Source organism: Rhizobium sp. SG_E_25_P2 (assembly GCF_029892285.1).
Lineage (GTDB): Bacteria > Pseudomonadota > Alphaproteobacteria > Rhizobiales > Rhizobiaceae > Rhizobium_E.
This window is the reverse complement of the sequence record NZ_JARXVM010000001.1, coordinates 252,337-266,994: the sequence shown is the minus strand read 5'-3', so window position 1 is coordinate 266,994 and position 14,658 is coordinate 252,337. Positions and strand designations below refer to the sequence as shown.

Annotated in this window: 12 protein-coding genes; 11 read left to right on the top strand and 1 reads right to left on the bottom strand. The window is 59.7% G+C overall.

The genetic code is table 11. The annotated features are described in order from the left end of the window. Window positions 1-38 precede the first annotated feature (38 nt). On the bottom strand, window positions 39-1,058 hold the full coding sequence (locus tag M2360_RS01185) for a BMP family protein (RefSeq protein WP_280772537.1): 1,020 nt from the start codon (window positions 1,056-1,058) through the stop codon (window positions 39-41). Between the two features lie 83 nt (window positions 1,059-1,141). Between M2360_RS01185 and M2360_RS01180 the strand changes: the two genes are divergently transcribed. From M2360_RS01180 to M2360_RS01130, 11 genes are all read left to right on the top strand, one after another. Further along, window positions 1,142-1,576, top strand: a complete 435-nt coding sequence (locus M2360_RS01180; protein ID WP_280772536.1) for a hypothetical protein — start codon at window positions 1,142-1,144, stop codon at window positions 1,574-1,576. A 536-nt stretch (window positions 1,577-2,112) separates the two neighbouring features. Next, entirely contained in the window at window positions 2,113-3,603 is a 1,491-nt protein-coding gene (locus M2360_RS01175) for a 4-hydroxyphenylacetate 3-hydroxylase N-terminal domain-containing protein (RefSeq protein WP_280772535.1), read from the top strand. A gap of 91 nt (window positions 3,604-3,694) precedes the next feature. Beyond that, window positions 3,695-4,087, top strand: coding sequence for a nuclear transport factor 2 family protein (locus tag M2360_RS01170; RefSeq protein ID WP_280772534.1), 393 nt, complete (start codon window positions 3,695-3,697; stop codon window positions 4,085-4,087). Beyond that, window positions 4,087-5,529: an amidase gene (locus M2360_RS01165; RefSeq protein WP_280772533.1), complete on the top strand. Its 1,443-nt coding sequence runs from the start codon at window positions 4,087-4,089 to the stop codon at window positions 5,527-5,529. The genes M2360_RS01170 and M2360_RS01165 overlap by 1 nt, the downstream gene beginning before the upstream one ends. A gap of 21 nt (window positions 5,530-5,550) precedes the next feature. Then, a complete protein-coding gene (locus M2360_RS01160) occupies window positions 5,551-6,864 on the top strand; it encodes an amidase (protein WP_280772532.1) in 1,314 nt (437 codons plus the stop codon). After that, a complete protein-coding gene (locus M2360_RS01155) occupies window positions 6,861-7,946 on the top strand; it encodes an AbrB family transcriptional regulator (protein WP_280772531.1) in 1,086 nt (361 codons plus the stop codon). The genes M2360_RS01160 and M2360_RS01155 overlap by 4 nt, the downstream gene beginning before the upstream one ends. Window positions 7,947-7,949: 3 nt before the next feature. Continuing rightward, window positions 7,950-8,468, top strand: a complete 519-nt coding sequence (locus tag M2360_RS01150; RefSeq protein ID WP_280772530.1) for a flavin reductase family protein — start codon at window positions 7,950-7,952, stop codon at window positions 8,466-8,468. Window positions 8,469-8,498: 30 nt separating this feature from the next. Further along, entirely contained in the window at window positions 8,499-9,527 is a 1,029-nt protein-coding gene (locus M2360_RS01145) for a 2,5-dihydroxypyridine 5,6-dioxygenase (protein WP_280772529.1), read from the top strand. A gap of 235 nt (window positions 9,528-9,762) precedes the next feature. Further along, complete coding sequence (locus M2360_RS01140) at window positions 9,763-12,552, top strand: winged helix-turn-helix domain-containing protein (RefSeq protein WP_280772528.1); 2,790 nt, start codon at window positions 9,763-9,765, stop codon at window positions 12,550-12,552. 82 nt (window positions 12,553-12,634) lie between these two features. After that, complete coding sequence (locus M2360_RS01135) at window positions 12,635-13,111, top strand: hypothetical protein (RefSeq protein ID WP_280772527.1); 477 nt, start codon at window positions 12,635-12,637, stop codon at window positions 13,109-13,111. A 701-nt stretch (window positions 13,112-13,812) separates the two neighbouring features. Continuing rightward, window positions 13,813-14,649 carry an alpha/beta hydrolase gene (locus M2360_RS01130; RefSeq protein ID WP_280773056.1) on the top strand — a complete coding sequence of 279 codons (837 nt, stop codon included), beginning with the start codon at window positions 13,813-13,815 and terminating at the stop codon, window positions 14,647-14,649. Window positions 14,650-14,658: the final 9 nt, after the last annotated feature.

Genomic DNA, 14,658 nt, shown 5'->3' with positions numbered 1-14,658 from the left:
TCCGGAGTTGGCTTGCGCCGGCCCCGGACCACTATTTATTACTTCAACTGGCTGACCAGCGCATGCACGGATTCGGCGTCGAACTTCGGCGTGATCTTGATGTCGCCCTTGATGATCTGGTCGCGGATCTCCATCACCGATGTCCAGACATCGTCCGGGATCTGCTTGGTCTTGAGCAGCGAGACGGAGTCATCCTGCAGCGAGATATTGTAGTTCCGTGATCCGAATTTGTCCGCCTTGATGTCCTCGATCATGGCTGTGTAGACGGGCGTCAGGTTCCACAACACCGAACTCAGCAGATAGCCCTTGTCGATAGTGGACTTGTCGCCGATCACATCAATGAACAGCACCTTGCCGCCGTCGACGGCCTTTGTCGTTTCCACGGCCTGCAGCATGCCGAAGGACGAGCCGTTGCCCTGGCCGAAAATGATGTCGGCGCCGGAAGCGATCAGCGATTCCGTCACGCGCTTGCCGCCAGCGGCGTCGGAATAGGCGGCCGGGCCGATCACGGCGTAGCGGATGACGGTCGACGGCTTCTCAGCCTTCACGCCTTCGGCAAAAGCGGCGGATTGCGAATTCCAAGATGGCGGCTCGCCCGACACCACGATGCCGACAGTGCCGGAGCGCGACATTTTGGCGGCAAGGCGTCCGGCAAGATACGCGCCTTCATGGCCGCTGGCGGTGTAGTCGGCCACCGCGTCCTTTTTCAGCGAGTTGGGGCTGTCGACAATGGCGACCTTCACACCCAGTTCCGCGCCAATCTCAGGCGCTGCGGTATTGTAGCCGCTGGCATGGGCGATGAGAAGCGCATTGCCGTCTTCCGCCAGCTCGCGCAGGGTCGGCCGCACATCGCCATAGCCAAGATTTTCAGCCGTCACCACCTCAACGCCGGTCGCCTTGCCGGCAGCTTTTGCGCCATCGACGCCTTGCTGGTTCCAGCCGAAGTCTGTTCCTTGTTCAGGCGTAAGAATTGCGATGGACTTTATGTCCTGAGAATGCGCCATTGTTGTAAATAGCGCAAAAGTTACTGATGCGAGAAGCGTAGATATAGTTTTCATTTTCATCTCTGTTCCCTTTTATTGATTGCTTTACATGGATATATCTCAGTGATAGGCCTTTGCGAAAGTCAAAGGGGACGTATATGAGATATATTCAATTCTTTGTAGCCGCTTCCGTGGTTTGCGCTGCCTTTTCTGCGTCTGGCGCTTACGCCACGCCGCTGGAGCGCGGGTCCAAAGGACTGTCGCCGCTCCTCATTACGATGAAGAATGATGGCGCGCGACCGATCGCCTGCGGTGCGACGCTTGCGCACTGGTATTCCCAGTCTCTCGGCACGGTAAAACCAGGGGCCGTATTGCATGCGAAATTGTGGCAAAAGCAGCAGACTGGCGCTGTCTTTCTGCTGAACCAGATAGAAGACCGGATGCCGGTCGAGCGAATCTGGTGTGGTCTCGCCGGACAATCCTGGCAAACGCGCGCCGAAATCAGCTTCGAGCGAAAAGCGGGCGTCAAGATTAGCCCAATCGTCATGACCTGCGTTTCCAGCTCGGACGGACTTCGGTGCAGTCAGAAATAGGCCGCCTCGCAGATCGTCTTTATCGCCGGGTCTTGATGATGGGGACGCCATGGAAAACTCCGCTGCGGAAAGCTTGAAAAGCCAAGCCATGTGTCGGGTCGTGTCAACCATATGGGAAATGGTTGGCTGCCCCGTCTGCCGCGAGACTATAATCAGGCTTTGAAGAGCGTCAACACAGATTCAACCAATATTTAATGGTTGGAGTATGGTTGGAGAAAAATCAAAAAATCTGTGTTCAATGCGTTTGCACACCTATTGGAAATTTGCACTCGGAGAACGGGAATTTTCCTGATGGCGTCATGAAAAAGTGTTTAAATGGATGCTTTTAGTGCAATTTTGCGACGGGCGCCCAAATCTTCGGCGTGACAAAAATTTTCCAACCAATAATTTTGGTTGATTTTAATTGGTTGGGGGCTACCTTGCTCATCGTCGGCTCTAAGAAGCCGCACGGGCCACGCTGGATGCATGCCTTGCCGTCGATCGTCAGACGAACACGGCCGGTGCGGTGTCCAATTTGAGGGGTTTAGGAGAAGCCAATGGTCAACACAGTGTCCGCCGCCAAGGCAAAGGTCGTCAGTCGCCTGAAGACAGGCGAAGAGTTCAAGGCATCACTCGATGATGGGCGCCAGCTCTGGGTCGGGGGCAAGCGCGTTGAGAAGGTGACCGACGAGCCGGCGCTGAAAGCGGGCATTGATCTGCTCGCCTCCATGTTTGACGACCAGTTCACCGAAGAATACGCCGACGCCACCACCTATATCGAGCCGACGACCAACGAGATCGTCAGCCGTTCCTGGCAGATTCCGCGCACCAAGCAGGATCTGGAAGATCGTCGCAAGATGATCGAATACACCAGCCTGAAGACGGGCGGCACTTTTGGTCGTCCGCCGGATCTGGCTCCGGCGATCGCCGTTGGTCTGGCTGCCTATCTGCCAACCTTCAAGGCGAAAAAATCGCTGATCGACGGCTGCAGCCCTGATTTTGCCGAGAATATCGAAAGCTACATTGCGTTTGGCCGTGAAAACAATCTGACCGCCTCCGAAAGCCTTGCGGGCCCGCAGACAGATCGTTCTGATCCAAAAGCGGCGGAAGGGTCGCTGTTGCGGGTCAAATCGGTCGAGAAGGGCGGCATCCGCATTTCAGGCGCCAAGACGGTCGGCTCCATCGCCGCTCAGGCCAACGAAATCTTCTTCACCAATCTCGGCGGCATCCAGTCTACGCCCGCCGACGCCTGCATCTGGGGCTCTGTGCCGATCAACACGCCCGGCATCAAGATGATCTCGCGCGAAATGGTGTCGCAGCCGGGCGCTGACCCGTTCGACCACCCGGTCGGTCATCGCGGCGAAGAAGCCGACCAATTCATCGTGTTCGACAATGTGTTCGTGCCGACGGAGCGGATCTTCAATCTCGGCGATCCCACAGCCATGCAATGGTATGGTCCGGTCTGCGTGTTTGCCCATTGGCATGTGCTGACGCGTCTGGCGGTTAAAGCCGAACTGTTCGTCGGCGCCGGCCAGATGGTTATCGAGGTGCTTGGCACCGACAAGATCCCGGCCGTGCAGATGATGCTGGGCGAACTGATCGAATATGCGCAGACCTTGCGCGCCTTCATCTACGCCGCCGAAGCCAAGGCCAAGCCGACCGAAGCTGATGTCATGGCGCCGGATGTCGGCATGCTGACGGCAGGCCGTCTCTATTCCATCCAGCACTATCCGCGCATCATCCATATCCTGCAGGAAATGTGTGGTCAGGGCCTGGTCATGCGGTTCGGCAAGGCTGCTTACGAGAACCCGGAGATCGGCCACCATCTCAAGGATCTGCTGCCTGGTCATGGCGTATCGGCTATGCAGAAGGAACTGTTGATGAACTTCATCTGGGACATGACCGCAAGCGCGCTTGCCGGCCGCGTCGCCCTGTTTGAAAACGTCAACGCCAGCCCTGCGCCGCGCCTGCGCGCCCGCCTGTTCGATGAAGTCGATCGCAACGGCTATGTCGCGCAGGTCAAGAAACTTGCCGGCATGGACTGGTAATCAGCGAAAACGAGGACAAGGCGCGCCAATGCGCCTTGTCTTCCATCTCTTGTTTTGGCGGCCGCCAGTCGGCTCGACCGAAAGACATGCCATGTTGTCTCACGATCAACTCATCGACCAGTTTTACGATTGCTATAATCGCCATGATGCGTCCGCAGCCATTGCGCTCTATGCCAGTGATGGGCGCCATGTCGAGATGGCCATGGGCAAGACGCGCGCCGGCGCCGATGCGCTTCAGGCGGGGCTCGAAGGCTTTTTCAAGATGATGCCCGATGTCGTCTGGCGCGAGCGCGAACGGGTTCGCTCCGCTGGCCGCGTCGCTGTTGTCTATACGATGACGGGCCATGTGGCGCCGCGCTCTTCGGATGCCGCAGCCAAGCCAGTCGCCCTGCCAGGGCTGCATGTGTTCACGATTGAAAACGGACAGATCATTGAGACGCAGGATCTCTGGGACAAGGCCGAGTTTCTGGCGCAGATTGCGTGATGACAATGAGAATTGCCGAATATCAGACCTATGACGCGCTGGGCCTGGCCCAGTTGGTCAAGACCAAGGCGGTTTCACCGGTTGAGCTGTTGAAAACAGCCATCTCGCTGATCGAGGCGCTCGATCCTGTGCTGAACACCGTGGTTCATCGCCATTTCGATCTTGCATTCAGCGCCATTGAACAAGGCTTGCCCGACGGGCTCTTCACCGGCGTGCCGTTCCTGATCAAGAACACTGGCTTTGAAGTGAAGGACATGATCCTGTCGACAGGATCCAGGCTTTTCGCCGATGCCGTATCGAGCCGTGATGGAACGCTGGCTGCCCGCTACAAGAATGCGGGTCTGGTCATTGTCGGCAAATCCAATACGCCGGAATTTGCGCTGAGTTTTGCGACCGAGCCTTCGGCCTTCGGCGTCACACGTAATCCCTGGAACACGGAGCATGGCCCGGGCGGCTCGTCGGGCGGGTCCGCCGCAGCCGTCGCCGCAGGGATCATGCCGATGGCCAATGCATCGGATGGCGCAGGTTCGACGCGTCTGCCCGCCTCCCATAGCGGCCTGTTCGGCTTCAAGCCCAGCCGCATGCGTAACCCGCTCGGCCCTGTGGCTGTGGAAGGTATTGCCGGCATGTCGACGCCGCATGCGCTGTCATGGAGCGTTCGCGACAATGCGGCTCTGCTCGATGCGTCTGCGGGTCCAGATATCGGCGATCCCTATGCCGCGCCGGCCGCCGCTGGCTCGTTCCTCGCCGCCGCCGGTCGTGATCCAAAGCCGCTGCGCATCGGGTTGACGCTGACCTCGCCGCTCGGCACGGCGGTTCATCCTGACATCATCAGGACGGTCGAAGAGGCCGCCAGTTTTCTGGAAAGCTTGGGCCACCACGTCGAGCTGGTCGATAAAGCAGGCTATGATGCACATGCCCTGAAGGCCGCCTGGCGGGTGATTGCCGGCGTCAATGTTGCGCCGGCGGTGTTGGCGCGCGGCCGCCAGCTCGGGCTCTCCGATCCGATCTCGGAACTGGAGCCGGTCAATGCGCAATGGGTGCGCGAAGGTTTGGCGCACAGCAGCATCGAATATCTCTCCGCTGTCAATCAGTTGCACCAGACGGCGCGGTCGCTCGGCCGGTTCTTTGAGCGCTATGACGTGCTTATGTCGCCCGTCACCGGAGAACTTGCGCCTGTGATCGGCGAGATGGCGAGCAGCCAGGGCGATCTCGACAGTTTTTATGACCGCTTCTGGTCGCATGGACCGTTTACCTGCGCCTTCAACGCCTCGGGTTGCCCGGCCATGAGCGTGCCGTTTGGCCAATCACAATTCGGGTTGCCCATCGGCGTGCATCTTGGCGCAGCCTTTGGCGGCGAGGAACTTCTGTTTTCGCTGGCAGGGCAGATCGAGCGCGCCCGGCCCTGGTTTCATCGCCGCCCGCGGAGTGTGTCGGCTTGAGCCGCATGCGAAGGAGAGAAAATGAACAAGTTGTCATCCCCTGAAATCCGCGCGCTTAGCGCCAGAACATTGGCTGCTTTCGTTGAAGGCCACAGCCTGACCGTGACCGAGATCGCCGAAGCCTATCTGGAGCGGATCGCTGCGCATGAAGCCGATGTGCAGGCTTGGAAATATATCGATGCGGAACAGATCTTGGCTCAGGCGGGCGACATCGACAAGGCCGGCCCGAAAGGCGCGCTTTCGGGCGTCGCCATCGGCGTCAAGGATGTCATCGACACAGCGGATATGCCCACCGGCTACGGTTCGTCCGCCTATGAAGGCTTTCAGCCGGCTTGCGATGCGCCCTGCGTAGCGCTGAGCCGCGCAGAGGGAGCGCTGGTTCTCGGCAAGACCGTCTCGACCGAGTTCGCCATGGCCAGCTCCGGCAAGACGCGTAACCCCTATAATCCGGCCCATACCCCCGGCGGATCATCGAGCGGTTCTTGCGCGGCGGTGGCCGCCGGAATGGCGCTGATGGCCTTCGGCACACAGACAGCCGGCTCCATCATTCGCCCCGCCTCCTATTGTGGGGTGGTCGGCTACAAGCCGAGCTTTGGATTGATTGACGCCGCTGAAGTCAAGGTCTTGTCGCATCAGCTCGACACTCTGGGGCTGATTACCCGCAGAGTGGATGATGCAGCCTGGTGCGCTGCAGCCCTTTCTGGGCGTTCGCGCCTCGTAGTCAATGATATTCCGGACCAGCCGGTGATCGGCCTGTTTGCGCCTTCGCGCATTGATCAAGCAGGTCCCGAAGCCATGGTCGCGCTGGAACAGGCGGCTACGCGGATTTCGGCTGCTGGCGGTGTGATGAAAACGATCGCCTTGCCCGACTGGTTCGACAGTCTGCACGACCTGCATTCGGCGATCATGGGGTGGGAGGTCACGCACGCTCTGGCCCACGAACGCCTTAAGCTCTGGGATAGATTGACGCCGGTCACGCGCGATTTCCTGACTGAAAAAGCGAAAGTTTCGGTGGAAGACTATGAAGCGGCTTGCACTGCCATCATCGAACGACGCGCGCAACTGTCTGCACTGATGGATGGGCTGGATGCGATCATGACGCTGCCGGCGCCGGGAGAGGCGCCAGAAGGCCTTTCATCCACCGGCGCGCCTGTGTTCAACAGCCCGTGGACTGTTTTGCATGGTCCTTGCGTGACCCTTCCCGTGATGTTGTCGGCCAAGGGTCTCCCCGTCGGCGCGCAGTTAGTCGGTCGGATTGGCGATGATGCGCGGCTGCTGCATGTGGCCGCTTTCGCCGAAAAGGCGGTTGGATTCACGGGCGGTCCGTTCGCATGAGTATTGCAGAAACAGACGGGCAGCGGTGGCGGGAGCACGGCGCCAAGGCGCGGAACTGGGCGGGGCTCATCCTGCTCGCCGTCATGCTTGCCTTCGTGCTGACACAGGTCGGATTTCCCGCCGCCGTGCTGCTTGGCTCAATGATCGCCGGGATCGTGTTCGGCGTCGGCGGCGCCCAACTGCGCATGCCCAGGATCGTCTACATATTGGCGCAGGGCTTTGCGGGCGTCTTCATCGCCCGCAGCCTGACGCCGTCCATTCTCGTGGATGTGTCCGCCCATTGGCCGCTTTTGATCCTGTTTACGGCTCTCACCCTGGCCTCGGCGTTTTTTGTCGGCTGGTCGATCAATCGCTGGGGTGGGGTGGCGCAAATGCCGGCAATCCTTGGCAGCCTTCCCGGCATGTCGGGAGCGATGGTGATCATCGCCCAGGAGCGTGGTATCGACGGCCGGATCGTGGCCTTGATGCAATATACCCGGCTGGCAAGCGTGATCTTCGCCGTGTCGATGATCACGCATTTCCTGCCCAATTCGCCTTTGGCCAATCTGGCGGCTGATCCCGTGGGCGGGTTTTCCTGGACTGCGGTCGGATTGTCGGCGCTGTTGGCGCTGATCGCGCCTTTTGCCGCCCGACTGCGCTGGATCCCGGCCGCCGCCATGCTGGCGCCCCTGGTTCTGGGCGCGTTTTTAGAAGCGTCGGGAGCCTTTCACATCGTCTTGCTCGATGAGGTGGTTTCCCTGACATTCGCCGTGATCGGACTGGAGGTCGGGCTGAAATTCACGCGAGAATCGCTCGCCAATGTCGTGCGCATCGTGCCGGTCGTGCTGGTGTCGTGCCTGTTATTGATCGCGCTAAGCGCACTCCTGGCCTTGGTTCTGCGGCTGTTTCTGCCCATCGACATGCTGACGGCATTTCTGGCCACGGCGCCCGGCAGCATCGAGACCGTGGCCATCGTCGCAATTGCCGGCCATGCCGACGTCTCCGTCGTTCTGGCGTTTCAGACTGTGCGGATGCTTGTGGTCGTGCTGTTCGGCCCGTTCATCATGAAGCAGATTGCCCGCATCCCGATTTGGAAGGACTAAACCATGCAGGACGCCATAAGCGCATCGCCAGCTTTGTCCGAGCCTCCTATCGACGCCTTCAAAGGCGCCATGCGCCGTTTCGCCAGCGGCGTCGGCATTATCACCGCCGGCCATGGCGACAATCGCCGTGGATTGACGGCGACCGCCATTTCCAGCGTCACCATGGACCCGCCGACCATCCTGGTTTGCGTCAACAAAAATGGCGAGGCTCATCATGCCATCGAGCAGGACGGCGCATTCTGCGTCAATATTCTGGCGAGTGAAGGCGAGGGCGTGGCGATGGATTTCGCCGGGCAGACCGGCCGAGCCGGGGCAGACAAGTTCACGCCCTTCTCCTGGAGCATTTTAGCGACCGGCGCGCCCGCGCTCGACGGCGCACTCGCCAATATCGATTGCGAAATCGCCGAGCGCGTGGAGACGGCTTCTCACACCGTGTTTTTCGGCCGCGTTCTCGATGTTCGCCTTTCGGATGGCGCGCCGCTTGTTCATTTTGATCGCAAATTCATCAAGCTTGAAAATTAATCGTCCATCTCTTCCGAGGAGTATTCGACCATGGCCATCAGCGACGCAGATTTCGTCATCGCCTGGAAAAACGTGCTGGAAATGTGCAACGTCAAGGCGGGCGAGCAGGTTACGATCCTGACCAGCGACGATTCCAACCCGCAAATCATATCGACCTGCCGCATCGCCGCTGCCCAGCTCGGCGGCGTGATCACCATGCTGAACCTGCCGCCGATCAATGGCGAAAAGGCGCTCAGCCGCGACAAATCCGGTTATGTCGGCAAGACGCCGCTGGCGTTCAACACCACGGCGCTGGCTGCGCTTAAGGCCAGCGACATGATCATCGACACGATGCAGCTGTTGTTTTCACCTGAGCAGGCGGAGATCCTGGAAACGGGTAGCCGCATGCTGCTGGCCGTCGAGCCGCCTGAAGTCATGATGCGGATGATGCCGACGCCTGAAGGCAAGGCGCGCGTGCTGGCGGCGGAGAAAATTCTTGAAAAGGCAAAGGTCATGACCGTGACCTCAAAGGCCGGCACCGATTTCCGCTGCGCGGTGGGGCAATACCCGGTGCTGACGCAATATGGCCTCGCCGACAAGCCAGGCCGCTGGGACCACTGGCCGAGCTGCTTCGTCGCGACCTGGCCGGATGAGCAGACATCCGAAGGCGTAATCGTCATCGACGAAGGCGACATTCTGCTGCCGTTCAAGATGTATGCGCGCGAAAAAGTGACGCTCACGGTGGAAAAGGGTTTTGTGACCCGGATCGAAGGCGGCTTCACGGCTGAATACATGAAGAGCTTCATGGACAGCTTTGATGATCTCTCCGCCTATGCCATGGCCCATGTCGGCTGGGGCCTTGAGCCGCGCGCTCACTGGACGACGCTCGGCCTTTACAATCCGGAAGCGGGACTGGGCATGGACGCGCGTTCATTCGCCGGCAATTTTCTCTTTTCGACCGGCCCTAACACGGAAGCCGGGGGAACGCGCGATACGCCGTGTCATCTCGACATCCCGCTCCGTGGCTGCTCGCTCTCGCTGGACGGCGTGGCTATGACCAAAGAGGGCCGCGTGGTCTAATTGCCAAGTGTCGATGTTGGGAACCGCTGGCACAGGGCTGCGGAACCCAAGAAAACCGAAAGCCATTGCGGCCCCAATCTTAAATAGCGGGTCTGGCAATGGCTTTTGAGCGCAGAGTGAAGCTGCACGCCTTCCTGTCGATCGATCAATGACAAGGTTCTATTGCTTGCGACGCGAAGCTGGCTATTCTCAACCTTCGATGAACTAGCTGTTCAAGCGGCCAGTAGCGGCCCGAATGGAAGGGAATCCGATCGTGGAAGAGGAGGTCCAATTCGGCCCGTTCGTCTTGAAGATGGGAAGGCGAACCCTGACACGGGACGGCAGCCCCGTGACCCTGGGAAGCCGGGCCATGGATATTCTCGCTTGCCTTGTAGCCAATGCCGGAAGGCTTCTCACCAACGCCGAAATCATCCGGCATGCCTGGCCGGACACCTTCGTCGACGAAACCAATCTTAGGGTTCATATCTCCGCCATCCGCCGGGCGCTTGGCGACACCAGACGCGAGTCTGTCTACATCACCAATGTTCCGGGCCGCGGCTACACTTTCATTGCCGAGGTGATCAGGGGGATGGATGATCTGGCCGATAAGCGCCTGCCCAGCGCGATCCCGGTCGTTCCGCCCGAACGTCGCCTGAATTCCAAGCTTTTCGGACGCTCGAAAGCACTCGAGAAACTGTCCGAGCAATTGCGCGACGCTCGACTTCTCACGATCGTCGGGCCAGGCGGAATCGGAAAATCCACGGTGGCGCGCGCCGTGCTCGGCCGATTGGCCGCAGAGGTTGTCTGGGTCGATCTCGCTGAACTGAGTTCTGGCGAGCTTATTTCGACGGAGGTGGCGTCCAAGCTCGACATTCCGACCCGTGGTGACGACATCGACGGTGAGATCGCAGAAGCGTTGGATGGCCGCGACATTGTCATTGTGCTGGACAGCTGCGAGCATGTCGTCGACGCGGCCGCGCTTTTCGTGGAATCCATTCTGGCTCGGACGGCGTCGCCGCGATTTCTCGCGACGAGCCGGGAGCCATTGCGATCGGACGGCGAATGGGTCCATCGTCTCAGTCCGCTGGATCTCCCGGAGACGGGGATGACTGTCGCTGAAGCAATGGAATCGCCAGCGGTGCAGTTGTTCGTTGAGCGCGCCGCCGCCTGTCGCGGCGGCTATACGCTCGGCGGTGAAGATGTCTCTTATGTCGTTGAGCTCTGCCAGCAGCTTGATGGCATTGCGCTCGCGATTGAGTTGGCCGCCGCCCGTATGGACACAATGTCGGCCAAGACGCTCTCGACATCCCTGAAAGACAGTTTCAGGGTGCTGAGCAGGGGGCGGCGTACAGCGCTTCTCCGTCACCAGACACTGCGCGCCACACTGGATTGGAGCTATTTCGTCCTGACGCCGCAAGAGCAGACGGCGGTCCAGCAGCTGTCGATCTTTCGCGGCTGGTTCACGGACGACGCCGCCTCGGCTGTTCTCGACGACCCAGACGAAGTCGTCGAGAATCTCGTGTCGAAGTCGCTTGTGGTCGCCGAGGCGTTGTCCGACACAACGCGGTATCGTCTGCTTGACACCACACGCTTTTATGCTGCCGAAAAGCTGTTGGAGAGCGGACAATATTCCACCGTGATGTCCCGGCTCGCCGAATATCTGTCGGAATTGTTCGAGATCAGCGAGCAGGATCTTACTTCCGCGTCCATGGAGGACTGGTCCGAGGATTTCGTGCAACATGTCGCCAGCTTGAGGCTGGCTCTCGATTGGGCGTTCGAACCTGGCGGCGACCAAATGCTGGGCGTCCGCCTGACGGTCGCCGCCTTGCCGCTCTTTTTCCGTCTCTCTGTTCTGGACGAATGTTTTGTGTCGGTCACAAAGGCCATAGCCTATCTCGACGCCCATCCTGACCGCGATGAACGACGACGGATGAAGCTGTATACGGCTCTGGGATGGCCGCAGATGCGGTCAACAGAGAGACCGGAAAAGGGCATCGACGCCTGGACTGCGGCGTTGAGGATTGCAGAGCGTCTTGGCGACGTCGACTATCAGTTGCGCGCGATATGGGCCATGTGGGTCGACGCGATCAATCGCGCCGAACCTCAGCTTGGGCGTCAGTTCGCCCAACAGTTTTCGAGTGTCGCGGCAGGATCAACCGATCCCGTCGACAATGTGGTGGCAAAGCGCATCATGGGCGCGACGCTGCATTGGCTCGGTCGTCATGAGCAGTCCCGCGAACTGCTCGAACAAATGATCGTTGAATACGACGCCTTGCCCTCGGGGCAGACGACGCGCTTCCAGTTCGACCAGCGGATCACCGCGCGGATCATTCTCGCCCGCGATCTCTGGATGCTCGGCGACGGAGAGCGAGCCCTGGCGGAAGCGCAGTCGAGCGTCGAGCAGGCAATCTCGATTGGCCATGAGCTTTCTTTGACGAATGTTCTGGCGGAAGCTGCATGTCCGCTCGCCATTCTGGAAGGACGGCTCGACCTCGCCAAAGACTATATCGCTCTCCTCAAAGAGCATACGAGGTCGCTGTCGCTGGACGTGTGGAACTCTTATGCAACCTGCTTCGAGGCCGAGATCGCCCTCGGCGAAGGACGTGCGGATATTTGCCTGACACGGCTGCGATCGAGTATGTCGCTGCTCGCGCGCGCCGGTTTCAACCTGTTCAGAACATATTTCCAATCTATTGAGGCGCGAGCGCTTGCAATTTTGGGGCGATTTGCCGAGGCGCACCAGATTATCGATGTCGCGCTCGGTCATTGCGATTCGTCAGGGGAACGATGGTGCAAGCCTGAACTCCTCCGTGTCAAAGGACAGCTCAATCTTGACGAAGGAGGGCCCGATGGTCCCACGGTCGCGGCGACATGGTTCAGATCCGCCCAGGATGAATCAAAATCCCAAGGCGCAGTCGCGTGGGAACGTCGTGCTTCTGCCAATGTCCCACGGGACTTAGCCAATTGCGAGCCGAACGCCGAAGCCGCGGGCCCCGAGATATCTGCTCCCGGACCCTCCCGACTGGGCCACCGCGCTTTTCATTGAATGGCTCTCTTTACACCGATTCACAACGCCTCACTGGCCCGTCGCCTCACGTGCGAATAGGCTTCTGGCAAAAGAGGCAGTTATGGCGACCCTTCACACCAGAATATTGATCGTGTTGGACGGCGGTGATCGCATGGGCGCGCCCGATCGGGAACTCGCGCTCGGCGTAGCCTCGGCCTATGCCGAATTGAGACGCAGGGGAGCAGAGACGATATTCGCATGCGATGGCGGTGGATTTCCGCTCATTGCCGGACACATGCGGGTGTTCTCGGACAACGCGGTCATCGCAGGCTTTCTTGCGGACCACATCGCCCGCAGTGACATCGCCGATGTGCTCTCCATCGAGCAGATCGTCGTCGACGATTTCGTTGGCGTGGTGTTTTTCCCGATCGACGCTACTGACTTGGGCGCAGCCTCGGCGCTCAGGCAGGCGTTTCTCGATCAGGGAAAAACGGTCGTGCTTCCAATTGGATCGTCGAGAAGCGGCTCCATTCATGAGTTCACGATGACTCGAAGTTCGGCAACTGATCTCGAATGGATCAAGCATCTTTTGCGCTAAAGGCTGCCCCTTTTCGCTGTGATTTACAATCATTCACCCACCCGCGAGCAATCTGATCGGACAATTGTTAGGCCCTTTCCTGAGGGCAAAAGAGGTCGCAGATGATCAGCTTTCAGCCGAGTTCATCCATCGCGGGGAAATCCTCTCCTTCGCGCTGGGCGCCGTGCTCGGGGGCGAGCCGGGTGCATCGGCATTCGCCGGCCTGCCTCACTGAGAAATGTCGACATCGCCGCTTTCAGTGACGGTTTCCTGACGCTTTCGGCGGACATTCCATTCCGGGACGCTTCTCCGGAAGCGCAAGCGTCGATCCAGACTTCATTGGTTCATCGCAGGCGACGTGATTTGGCGACACCCATCGGCTCGCTGCCGCTTGTCCAACGCAGGATCCATGCTGTCCAAGGTTTGGGCCTTTGCCCCGTCACCTCTTTAGGTCGAAGACTTCGCTGAACTTCAATTTTCACGGATTTACGACCCTTTACTCGCGTTACACGCACCGGTCCGCCACGCTTCATCTCGTCGAACAGAGGCATCCACGCTGCCAGGAGACGAACATGAACGCCACCGCAGTCACCCAACCCTCGATCACCGCTACCCGGCGCGACCTGCTTCTCGGAGGCAGCGCCGCGCTCGCCGCCGCCGCTCTTCCGAAAACTGCTTCGGCCGCGACCACAACATTCACAATCGAACAGGAAACACGGATCATGTCCTCTATCACCACCACCGACGGCGTCGAAATTTTCTACAAGGACTGGGGCCCGAAGAGCGCCCAGGCGATCGTGTTCCATCACGGCTGGCCGCTGTCGGCCGACGATTGGGACAATCAAATGATGTACTTCCTCGGCGAGGGTTTCCGCGTCATCGCCCATGACCGTCGCGGCCATGGACGATCGTCCCAGACCGACACCGGCAACGAGATGGACACTTACGCCGCCGATGTCGCGGCGTTGGCTAAGGAACTCGACCTCAAGGGCGCCATTCATGTGGGCCATTCCACGGGTGGGGGCGAAGTGATCCGCTACATCGCTCGCGCTGAGCAGGGCCGCGTTTCCAGGGCCGTCATCATCAGTGCGGTGCCCCCGATCATGGTCAAGTCTGAAAACAATCCGGGCGGTCTCCCGATCGAGGTGTTCGATGGCTTCCGCGCTGCGCTGATCGCCAACCGGGCCCAGTTTTTCCGCGACGTTCCGGCAGGTCCGTTCTACGGCTTCAACCGCCCCGGCGCCCAGGTCTCCGAAGGCGTGATCCAGAATTGGTGGCGGCAGGGAATGATGGGCGCCGCCAAGGCGCATTATGACTGCATCAAGGCCTTCTCGGAAACCGACTTCACCGAAGACCTCAGGAAGATCGATATTCCGGTGCTCGTCATGCATGGCGACGATGACCAGATCGTCCCTTATGCGGACGCCGCGCCGCTCTCTGCGAAGCTGCTCAAAAACAGCACGCTGAAGACCTATGCGGGCTTCGGTCATGGCATGTGCACCATCAACGCCGACGTCATCAACGCCGACCTTCTGGCTTTCTTCAAGAGCCAGGCCTGAGCCTCTCCC